Genomic DNA, 9,247 nt, shown 5'->3' with positions numbered 1-9,247 from the left:
TCGGGGCGCTGCCTTTGATCAAGAGTTACAGCACGGAGATCGTGCCCCCCGACACGCTGGTGGTTCGAGTAACCGAGCGCGAGCCGGTCGCCGTCATGGCGAACGGTTCGAGCTGGAACCTCGTCGACCCGGCGGGCGTCGTGGTGCAGACGGTGACCGAGGCGCCCAAGGACCTCCCGGTGATCGACGCGGGCGCGGCAGGGAGTCCCTCGTTCACGACGGCCGCCGAGGTGCTGCTCGGCATGCCGGCCGACCTGTTGAAGCGCATCGGCTCGATCACCGCGACGACCGAGGACGACGTGACATTCACGTTCGACGACACGAAGCAGAAGGTGATCTGGGGCAACGCCGAGCGCGAGGCGCAGAAGGCCTCAGCGCTGAAAGCACTCATCACGAGCCAGAAGAAGGACAGGAGCGTCGACTTCAACGTCTCGTCGCCCGACATCGCGCTGGTCATCGACCACACGGCGCCGCCGACTCCCGCCCCCTGAGTTGCCCGCTCTGCATACTGGATGTGGGCCTCGGGTGGTCGAAGCGGGCAACTCACCGGTCTCGCGGACGGATTCACAGCCACCTCTTCGCGACACGCGCGTGACCTGCCAGCCTCGATGACAGCTCCCGCTTACTCTCAATGCCAAGTAGCACTATTGAGAATAACTTTCATCTTCAAGCTGAGGTTGAAGGTTGTAGCGGAGGCCGGACGTGACATCGAACCAGAACTACCTCGCCGTGATCAAGGTCGTCGGTGTAGGCGGCGGCGGCGTCAACGCGGTCAACCGCATGATCGAGCTCGGACTGCGCGGGGTCGAGTTCATCGCGATCAACACGGATGCCCAGGCGCTGCTCATGAGCGACGCCGACGTCAAACTCGACGTGGGTCGCGAGATCACCCGCGGTCTCGGCGCCGGCGCCGACCCCGAGGTGGGCCGCCGCGCCGCCGAGGACCACGCGGAGGAGATCGAGGAGGCTCTCGCCGGTGCGGACATGGTCTTCGTCACAGCGGGGGAGGGCGGAGGAACCGGCACCGGTGGCGCCCCCGTCGTCGCCCGGATCGCGAAGTCGATCGGAGCCCTGACCATCGGCGTCGTCACGCGGCCGTTCGGCTTCGAGGGAAAGCGCCGCGCCGCCCAGGCCGACGTCGGAGTCTCCGCGCTCAAGCAGGAGGTCGACACCCTCATCGTCGTCCCGAACGACCGGCTGCTGGAGATCAGCGACAGGGGCATCAGCTTCCTCGAGGCCTTCGCGACCGCCGATCAGGTGCTCCTCGCTGGCGTCCAGGGCATCACCGATCTCATCACGACTCCCGGCCTGATCAACCTTGATTTCGCCGACGTCAAGTCGGTCATGCAGGGTGCGGGCTCCGCGCTCATGGGCATCGGATCGTCCCGGGGGGCCGACCGTGCCATCAAGGCCGCCGAGCTGGCGGTCGCCTCTCCTCTGCTCGAGGCGAGCATCGACGGCGCGCACGGCGTCCTGCTCTCCATCCAGGGCGGATCGAACCTCGGCATCTTCGAGATCAACGACGCGGCCCGTCTGGTGCAGGAGGCCGTGCATCCGGAGGCCAACATCATCTTCGGAGCCGTCATCGACGACACCCTCGGCGACGAGGTGCGGGTGACCGTCATCGCGGCGGGGTTCGACGGGGGAGAGCCCGTCGTCAAGAAGCCGGGCCACCGGTCGAACTTCGTCGATGCGGCGGCGCCGATCGACTCCGCCACCGGCGAGCAGGCCGAGGAATCCGTCGTGCCCACCTGGTCACCGGAGCCGGAGCTGCCCACCTCTCCGGGGGACCCCGTCTTCGACGACGGGGACGACGATCTGGACGTGCCCGACTTCCTGAAGTAGGGCGCATCGTTGACATGACGGCGGAGGGGTCCCTCTCGGAGCGGCTGGCCGCGGTCAAGGCCGGGGTGGCGGATGCCGCGAGCCGGGCGGGCCGCGACCCGCGGGCGATCACGACGGTGGTCGTCACGAAGTTCCATCCCGTGGCGCTCATCCGCGAGCTGTACGGCCTCGGCGTCCGGAACTTCGGCGAGAGCCGGCACCAGGAGGCGCAGGCCAAGGCCGCCGAGCTGGGCGACCTCGATCTGGACTGGCACTTCATCGGTCAGCTGCAGAGCAAGAAGGCGCGTCAGGTGCGGAACTATGCGCGGGTCATCCACTCGCTCGATCGTTCGTCGGTCGTCAATGCGCTGGCCTCGGACACCCTGACGGTCGACTGTTTCGTTCAGCTCAATCTCACGGATGACCCGGCCAGGGGCGGTGTCGCCGATCCCGGCCTGGAGGAGCTCGTCGAGCGGGTCCTCGTCACGCCGGGGCTCAACCTCCTCGGGGTCATGGCCGTCGCACCGGTCGGCGAGGAGCCGCGCAGCGCGTTCGCCCGCTTGCGTGCGGCCTCCGAGCGCATCCAGCGCATCGCTCCCGGCGCCCGCTCCATCTCGGCGGGGATGTCCGGCGACTACCGTGCGGCGATCCTCGAAGGCGCGACACACCTGCGCATTGGTTCGGCAATCACCGGAATCCGTCCGGTCGCCGGTTAATCTGAACTCGAGAGTTTCACCACAGGAGGCACGATAATGGCTAACCCGCTTCGCAAGACCATGGTCTATCTGGGACTTGCCGACGAGGAGTTCGAGTACGAGGACGCGGCACCGGCAGCACCCGCGGCACCGGTCGCCCATCACGTGCCCCAGCCGACCGCGAATCGCGCGCCGGTCACCCCCCTCCGTCGTGTTCCCAGCCAGAGAAATGCAGCCCCCGCCGACATGAACGAGATCCTCACCGTGCACCCCCGCGAGTACAAGGACGCGCAGGTCATCGCCGAGAGCTTCAGGGACGGCATCCCGGTCATCATCAACCTGTCCCAGATGACCGAGCCGGATGCGCGCCGCCTCGTCGACTTCGCCAGCGGGCTCTCCCAGGGTCTCTACGGCAAGATCGAGCGGGTGACCAACAAGGTGTTCCTGCTCTCACCGGCCCACGTGGCCGTCAGCGGAGACCCGGCGGACGTCGAGTCCGACGTCGACGCCTCGTTCTTCGCCCAGTCCTGATCACGCGGGCTGGCCGAGTAATCCGTGATCGTCGTCTCCGTCATCGCGACGATCGCCTACTACCTGTTTCTGATCTATTTTTTTGTGCTGTGGGCACGTTTTGTGCTCGACCTGGCTCGCACCTTCGCCCGCAACTGGCGGCCGAAGGGCTTCGGCATGGTGCTCGCCGAGCTCGTTTTCACGCTCACCGACGCGCCGATCCGGTTCGCGCGCCGGGTCATCCCTCCCGCGCGAGCAGGGGGCATCGCCCTCGATTTCGGTTGGAGCATCGTGATGCTGGCCGACCTGATCCTCATCTACGTGGCGTTGGTACTGAGCTAATCCCGTTACCGTGTGTAATCTTGGACAGTGGTCGATGACCATTCGGGAGCACGGTCCTGTGTGCCCGCGAGTTTTGCCAGTGTCAGCTGCCCGGGCTGACGCGGTACCAGAGAGTTCTTTGAGGTGACATCCATGGCCCTAACGCCTGAAGACGTAGTCAACAAGCGGTTCCAGCCGACCAAGTTTCGCGAAGGATACGACCAGGACGAGGTTGACGACTTCCTCGACGAGGTCGTCGTCGAGCTGCGTCGCCTCGGCCAGGAGAACGAAGAGCTCCGCCAGCGCCTGATCGCGGGCGAGTCCCGCATCAACGAGCTGCAGCGCAGCGCCTCCCCGTCGCCGGAGAGCGCGGAGGCTGCACAGCCGCAGTTCACCGCCCCCGTCGCGCCCGTTGTGGCGCCGGTCGTCGCCCCGCCGGTCGTCACTCCGCCGGTCGACGACGAGAGCGAGAACACGAACAACCTCCTGCAGCTCGCCCGCAAGCTGCACGACGAGCACGTTCGCGAGGGCATCGAGAAGCGCGACGCCCTCATCGCGGAGGGTCACGCCACCGCGGCCCGTCTCGTCGGAGAGGCCGAGGAGGCCCAGCAGACCCAGATCGCCGCCCTCGAGCAGGAGCGCTCGTCGCTCGAGAGCCGCATCGAGGAGCTGCGCACCTTCGAGAGCGAGTACCGCCAGAAGCTGAAGAGCTACATTGAGGGCCAGCTGCACGAGCTCGAGGAGAACGAGCCGGCGGCGGTGAGCCCCGTCTCGACGGGTTCGTCGTTCGAGAGCGTCCCGACGCCCTCTCCCGCCAGCTACCAGGGCTTTGGCGGTAACTGAGCCGCAGGCGAAGGGTCGTACAGCCAAGGTCAGCGTTCGGGCGCTCATCGCGTTGGCGATCGTCGCCGTGGCTGTGTACGGTCTCGACCAGCTGACCAAGTACCTCATCGTCAGCAACCTGACGGAGAATCAGCTGGTCCGCGTGTTCGGCGAGGTGTTGCAGTTCCACTTCGTGAAGAACTCCGGCGCGGCGTTCTCTCTCGCGAGCGGGTCGACCTGGGTGTTCTCGATCGTCGCCTTCGCTGTCGCCGTCTTCATCGTCGGCTTCGCCCGTCGCATCCGCTCGGTCGGCTGGGCGATCCTGTTCGGGATGCTGCTGGGCGGCACGACCGGCAACCTCACCGATCGCCTCTTCCGCGAACCCGGCTTCGGCGTCGGTCACGTCGTCGACTTCATCCAGGTCTACGGATTCCCGGCGATCTTCAACATCGCCGACTCGTTCATCGTGGCGAGCATGGGGCTGTTCATCATCCTGACCCTCCGCGGGGTCGGGTTGGACGGTCGGCGGATCGGCCGCACTCCGCGCGGCGAGGACATCGAAGCCGACACGAAGGCCAAGACCCCCGCGGACAGCGAGTAGCGCGGCATGGAGTCGCGCAGCCTCCCCGTTCCCGACGGGCTCGTGGGCGAACGGGTGGATGCCGCGTTGGCGAAGCTCCTCGGTTTCTCCCGGAGCTTCGCCGCGGAGGTCGCTGAGGCCGGGGGAGTGACCGCTGACGGTCTGCCGCTCGGCAAGTCCGACCGTCTGCGCGCGGACAGCTGGCTGGAGGTGTCCTGGACCCCGAAGGAGGCGCCCTCGATCCAGCCCATCCTGGTGCCAGAGCTGACCGTGGTCTACGACGACGACGACATCGTCGTGGTCGACAAGCCGGTGGGGGTCGCCGCCCATCCCTCCGTCGGCTGGACGGGGCCGACCGTCCTCGGGGCACTGGCCGGCGCGGGCTTCCGCATCTCGACATCCGGGGCCGCGGAGCGCGCGGGCATCGTCCACCGGCTCGACGCGGGCACGAGCGGTCTCATGGTGGTCGCCAAGAGCGAGCGCGCGTATACCGAGCTCAAGCGGCAGTTCCACGATCGCGAGGTGGAGAAGATCTATCACGCGGTCGTTCAGGGGCATCCCGATCCGCTCGCGGGCACCATCGACGCCCCGATCGGGCGGCATCCGAGCTCCAGCTGGAAGTTCGCGGTCACCATGGACGGCAAGAACTCGGTGACGCACTATGAGACCCTCGAGGCCTTCCCGAGCGCCTCGCTGCTCGAGGTCCATCTCGAGACGGGTCGCACCCACCAGATCCGGGTGCACATGGCCGCCCAGCGGCATCCCTGCGTCGGCGACACGATGTACGGGGCCGACCCGACGATCTCGGCTCGGCTCGGTCTCACCAGGCAGTGGCTGCACGCGATGAGACTCGGTTTCCGGCACCCGGGGACGGGGGAGCCCGTGCTGTTCACGAGTGTGTATCCCGAGGACCTGCAACACGCGCTGGACGTGCTCCGCGCCGACTGAGGCTGGCTTATCCTTGGCGCACGGGTTAATTTTTCGCCACCCTCGGCTAGTCGGAGAAGTTGTGCCATCCAGTAGTGATTCCTTCGTGCACCTCCACGTGCACAGCGAGTATTCGATGCTGGACGGTGCCGCGCGGGTCGGGCCGCTCGTCCAGGCGGTGGCCGACGAGGGCATGCCCGCGATCGCGATGACCGACCACGGCAACATGTTCGGCGCGTACGACTTCTGGAAGCAGGCGACGGCTGTCGGCGTGAAGCCGATCATCGGCACGGAGGCCTACATCACCCCCGGAACCGCCCGTCAGGACAGGACCCGGGTGCGCTGGGGCGACAACCACCAGGGCCAGGACGACGTCGGAGGATCCGGCTCGTACACACACATGACGCTCCTCTCCGAGAACAACGAGGGGATGCACAACCTCTTCCGCCTGTCCTCGCTCGCGTCGATCGAGGGCTTCTACTTCAAGCCGCGGATGGATCGCGAACTGCTCAGCCGCTACGCGAAGGGCGTCATCGGCACGACCGGATGCGTCGGCGGCGAGGTGCAGACCCGCCTGCGGCTCGGTCAATACGCGGAGGCCCGTCAGGCGGCCGCCGACTTCCGCGACATCTTCGGCGAGGGCAACTTCTTCGCAGAGGTCATGGATCACGGCATCGACATCGAGCGCCGGACGATGGAGGACCTGCTGCGGCTCGCCAAGGAGCTGAACCTGCCGCTCGTCGCCTCCAACGACCTGCACTACACCCACGCCCACGACGCCACGGCCCATGCGGCCCTTCTCTGCGTCCAGTCGGCATCGACGCTCGACGATCCGAACCGCTTCAAGTTCGACTCCGACGAGTTCTATCTCAAGTCCGCCAGCGAGATGCGGCACCTGTTCCGCGATCACCCGGAGGCCTGCGACAACACCCTGCTGATCGCCGAGCGCTGCCAGGTCAACTTCGAGCACCGCGATCTCATGCCGCGTTTCCCTGTGCCGGAGGGCGAGACCGAGGCGAGCTGGTTCGAGAAGGAGGTCACGGCCGGCATGCTGCGGCGCTTCGCCGGCGCCCCCTCCGAGGCGCACCTCGCGCAGGCCCAGTACGAGGTCGATGTCATCAAGCAGATGGGCTTCCCCGGATACTTCCTCGTGGTGGCCGACTTCATCACCTGGGCGAAGGCCCAGGGCATCCGCGTCGGGCCGGGCCGTGGTTCGGCCGCCGGATCGATGGTGGCCTACGCGATGGGGATCACCGAGCTCGATCCGCTCGCCCACGGTCTGATCTTCGAGCGGTTCCTCAACCCCGAGCGGGTCTCGATGCCCGACATCGACGTCGACTTCGACGACCGCAGACGTCCAGAGGTCATCAGGTACGTCACGGACAAGTATGGAGACGACCGGGTCGCCCAGATCGTCACCTATGGGACCATCAAGGCCAAGCAGGCGCTCAAGGACTCCGCACGGGTGCTCGGCATGCCGTACTCGGTCGGCGAGAAGCTGACGAAGGCCATGCCGCCGGCGATCATGGGCAAGGACATCTCGCTCGGTGACATCCTCAACAAGGATGCGCCGCGCTACAAGGAGGCGGCCGACTTCCGGCTGGTGCTCGACACCGACCAGGAGGCGGCCAAGGTCTTCGAGACCGCCAGGGGCATCGAGAACCTCAAGCGCCAGTGGGGCGTCCACGCGGCCGGTGTGATCATGTCCGCCGAGCCGCTGCTCGACGTCCTGCCGATCATGAAGCGCGAGGACGACGGCGCGATCATCACGCAGTTCGATCAGCCGCCGCTGGAGTCCCTCGGCCTGATCAAGATGGACTTCCTCGGCCTGCGCAACCTCACCATCATCGAGGATGCGCTGCGGATGATCGAGCAGAACACCGGCAGCAAACTGGTCATCGAGGATCTTGATCTCGACGCCGACCAGAAGACCTACGACCTGCTCGCCAGGGGCGACACGCTCGGCGTGTTCCAGCTGGACGGCGGCCCGATGCGCGCCCTGCTCAAGCAGCTCAAGCCGACCAGCTTCGAGGACATCTCCGCCGTCATCGCCCTGTACCGGCCAGGTCCCATGGGCATGAACTCGCACACCAACTACGCCCTGCGCAAGAACGGCCTGCAGAAGATCGAGGCGATCCATCCGGAGCTCGAGGAGCCGCTGCGGGAGAGCCTGGGCATCACCTACGGCCTCATCGTCTACCAGGAGCAGGTGATGTCCGTCGCCCAGAAGGTTGCCGGCTTCACTCTCGGACAGGCCGACGTCCTCCGCAGGGCGATGGGCAAGAAGAAGAAGTCGGAGCTGGACAAGCAGTACGCCGGCTTCGAGAAGGGCATGCTCGACAACGGCTACAGCGCCAACGCGGTCAAGGTGCTCTGGGACACCCTGATGCCCTTCGCCGACTACGCCTTCAACAAGGCGCACAGCGCCGGCTACGGCGTGCTCAGCTACTGGACCGCCTATCTCAAGGCGAACCATCCCGCCGAGTACATGGCCGCCCTGCTCACGAGCGTTGGCGACTCGAAGGACAAGCTCGGCCTCTACCTCAGCGAGTGCCGCCGGATGGGCATCAGGGTGCTCGCCCCGGATGTCAACGAGTCGTTTGTCGACTTCACGGCCGTCGGCGGGGACATCCGCTTCGGTCTCGGGGCGGTGCGCAACGTCGGCGCCAACGTCGTCGAACTCATCCGTCAGGCGAGGGAGGCGAAGGGGCGTTTCGAATCGTTCCACGACTTCCTGCGCAAGGTGCCCATCCAGGTCGCCAACAAGCGCACGGTCGAGTCGCTCATCAAGTCGGGCGCCTTCGACTCCACCGGTGCGACCAGGAGGGCGCTGCTCGAGATCCACGAGGATGCGATCGACTCCGCGGTCAGCGACAAGCGCGCCGAGGCCAACGGCCAGGTCGGATTCGACTTCGACAGCCTCTGGGACGAGCCGCAGCAGGTGAACCGGGTTCCCGACCGACCGGAGTGGGCGAAGCGGGACAAGCTGGCCTTCGAGCGCGAGATGCTCGGCCTCTACGTCTCCGACCATCCGCTCGCCGGCCTCGAGGTGCAGCTGGCGAAGCACGCCAGCTCCACCATCATGGAGGTGCTCGGCGGGGACGTCGCCGGCGACGGCGAGCACGTGACGGTGGCGGGACTCATCACCTCGGTGCAGCACAGGGTCGCCCGCAACTCCGGAAACCAGTACGGCATCATCACGGTGGAGGACTTCGCCGGTGAGATCTCGGTGATGTTCCTCGGCAAGACCTATCAGGAGTTCGCGCCGGCGCTCATCAACGACTCGATCGTGGTGGTTCGCGGGCGGGTGAGCGTGCGGGACGACGGCATGAACCTGCATGCGGTGAGTATGTTCACCCCCGACCTCGGACAGAGTCTGGGGTCCGGGCCGCTGGTGATCTCGTTGCCGGAGACTCGCGCCACCACCGACGTGGTCACCTCGCTCAACGACGTGCTCATCCGGCATTCCGGGGATACCGAGGTGAGGCTCCGGCTGGTCAAGGGGGAGAGCGCCAGGGTGTTCGAGGTGCCGTTCCCCGTCTCGGTGAGCGCCGACCTCTACGGCGAG

The 9,247-nt window shown here is 66.6% G+C and carries 9 protein-coding genes; all 9 read left to right on the top strand.

The genetic code is table 11. The annotated features are described in order from the left end of the window. A partial coding sequence (locus tag VGC18_RS08865; protein ID WP_331096402.1) for a cell division protein FtsQ/DivIB occupies positions 1 to 491 on the top strand: 491 nt, incomplete at its 5' end. A gap of 211 nt (positions 492 to 702) precedes the next feature. After that, complete coding sequence (gene ftsZ / locus VGC18_RS08860; RefSeq protein ID WP_331096400.1) at positions 703 to 1,845, top strand: cell division protein FtsZ; 1,143 nt, start codon at positions 703 to 705, stop codon at positions 1,843 to 1,845. Between the two features lie 14 nt (positions 1,846 to 1,859). Beyond that, entirely contained in the window at positions 1,860 to 2,540 is a 681-nt protein-coding gene (locus tag VGC18_RS08855) for a YggS family pyridoxal phosphate-dependent enzyme (RefSeq protein WP_331096398.1), read from the top strand. Between the two features lie 36 nt (positions 2,541 to 2,576). Next, positions 2,577 to 3,050, top strand: a complete 474-nt coding sequence (locus VGC18_RS08850; protein ID WP_331096396.1) for a cell division protein SepF — start codon at positions 2,577 to 2,579, stop codon at positions 3,048 to 3,050. A 24-nt stretch (positions 3,051 to 3,074) separates the two neighbouring features. Then, the gene (locus VGC18_RS08845) at positions 3,075 to 3,371 is read left to right on the top strand and encodes a YggT family protein (RefSeq protein WP_331096394.1); all 297 of its coding nucleotides are present in this window, start codon (positions 3,075 to 3,077) and stop codon (positions 3,369 to 3,371) included. A gap of 132 nt (positions 3,372 to 3,503) precedes the next feature. After that, positions 3,504 to 4,193, top strand: coding sequence for a DivIVA domain-containing protein (locus VGC18_RS08840; protein ID WP_331096392.1), 690 nt, complete (start codon positions 3,504 to 3,506; stop codon positions 4,191 to 4,193). Then, the gene (gene lspA, locus VGC18_RS08835; protein ID WP_331096390.1) at positions 4,180 to 4,773 is read left to right on the top strand and encodes a signal peptidase II; all 594 of its coding nucleotides are present in this window, start codon (positions 4,180 to 4,182) and stop codon (positions 4,771 to 4,773) included. The genes VGC18_RS08840 and lspA overlap by 14 nt, the downstream gene beginning before the upstream one ends. Before the next feature lie 6 nt (positions 4,774 to 4,779). After that, a complete protein-coding gene (locus VGC18_RS08830; protein ID WP_331096388.1) occupies positions 4,780 to 5,700 on the top strand; it encodes an RluA family pseudouridine synthase in 921 nt (306 codons plus the stop codon). A 61-nt stretch (positions 5,701 to 5,761) separates the two neighbouring features. Further along, the coding region (dnaE, locus tag VGC18_RS08825; RefSeq protein WP_331096386.1) for a DNA polymerase III subunit alpha at positions 5,762 to 9,247 on the top strand (3,486 nt) is incomplete at its 3' end.

This window comes from Lacisediminihabitans sp., from assembly GCF_036404185.1.
Taxonomy (GTDB): domain Bacteria; phylum Actinomycetota; class Actinomycetes; order Actinomycetales; family Microbacteriaceae; genus Lacisediminihabitans.
The sequence above is the reverse complement of the archived record's forward strand: the minus strand, read 5'-3'. Positions and strand labels throughout refer to the sequence as shown.